General features: G+C 76.4%; 1 protein-coding gene. It reads left to right on the forward strand.

The genetic code is table 11. The features are described 5' to 3' along the window. On the forward strand, positions 1–1602 hold a 1602-nt coding region (locus IF73_RS0136955), incomplete at both ends, for a serine hydrolase domain-containing protein (protein WP_420706618.1).

Raw genomic sequence — 1602 nt, forward strand, 5'->3', positions numbered from 1 at the left:
GAGACGAGGTCGGCGTCGGGGAGGGTGGGGGCGTACGGACCGGAGTCGGGCGTGCGGGTCGGGTGCGCGGAGGCGGGCGGATGAACGAGGCGGGACGCGGGCGCGCGGACGGGGGTGCCCTGCGGTGGGGTACGCCGGAGGAGGCCGGGCTGCTGGCGCGGGAGCTGGAGGGGATGGTCGAAGACGTACGGGCGTTCCTCGGGCCCTCGCCCGTGCGGCCGTGGTGCGCGGGGGCGGTGCTGCTCGCCGGGCGGGGCCGGACGGTGGCGCTGCACCGGGCGGTCGGCTGGGCGGCGCGCTGGGCCGCGTACGACGAGGAGAGCGACACGGGCGTCGAGTCGGCGCCGGAGGAGCGGGTCCCGATGACCCCGGACACCGTCTTCGACATCGCCTCGCTCACCAAGCTCTTCACCTCCCTGCTGGCGGTGCGGCAGATGGAGCGGGGCACGCTGGAGCTCGGGGAGCGGGTCGCCGCTTACCTGCCCGAGTTCGGCCGGGCGGGGAAGGCGGGCATCACGGTCCGGCAGCTGCTCGGCCACACGTCGGGGCTGCGGGCGGAGCTGCCGCTGTACGAGGCGCCGGACCGGGAGGCGCGGCTGCGGATGCTGTGGGAGGAGGCGCCGCCGGACCCGCCGGGCACGGTCTACCGCTACTCGGACCTCAACCTGATCGCGCTGCACCTGCTCCTGGAACGGATCACCGGTCACGGTCTGGAGGAACTGCTCCACGACGAGATCACCGCTCCGCTCGGGATGCACCGCACGCGTTTCGTCCCGCCGCTCTCGTGGCGGGACGAGACGGCCGCCACCGAGGACGCCCGCCGGCCGTGGGCGCGGCTCGACCGGGGCATGGTCCGGGGCGAGGTCCACGACGAGAACGCGTACGCGATGGGCGGCGTGGCGGGCCACGCCGGGATCTTCTCCCGCGCCCGCGACCTCGCCGTCCTCGCCCGTACCCTCCTCGACGGCGGCGCGTACGGCTCCGCCCGCATCCTCTCCCCCGCCTCCGTGGACCTCCTGCTCACCGACGTCAACCAGGACTTCCCCGGACACGCCCACGGCCTCGGCTTCGAGCTGGACCAGCGCTGGTACATGGGCGCCCTGTCCGGTCCCCGCACCGCAGGGCACACCGGCTTCACCGGCACCAGTCTGGTCCTCGACCCGGACTCGGACACGTTCCTGATCCTGCTCGCCAACTCGGTGCACCCCGTCCGCACCTGGCGCTCCGGCTCGGCCCCGCGTGTGGCGGCCGCGAACCGCCTCGCCCGCGCGATCCCGGTCCGCCCGCCGGCCGGCACCGGCGCCACGGCCTGGTTCTCCGGCATGGCGGCCCCGGGCGGCGCCACGCTCACCCTTCCCCCGACGGGGCCCGACGCGGCGCGCCTCACCTGCCTCCTCTGGTGGGACACCGCGCCGGACACCGACCGACTCACCCTGGAAGCGGCGGCCGGCGGCCCGGCGCGGTGGCGGCCGCTCGCCTTCGACACCGCTCCCGTCGAGGGGCCGGCGGATGCACTCCCGCACCCGGACGGCACGGCCGTCGGCTGGTCCGGCCGCCGCTGGCACCACCTCACCGCCGCCCTCCCGCCCGCCCCCGGACTCC

The sequence above is a fragment of the Streptomyces sp. NRRL F-5727 genome (assembly GCF_000719555.1).
Lineage (GTDB): Bacteria > Actinomycetota > Actinomycetes > Streptomycetales > Streptomycetaceae > Streptomyces.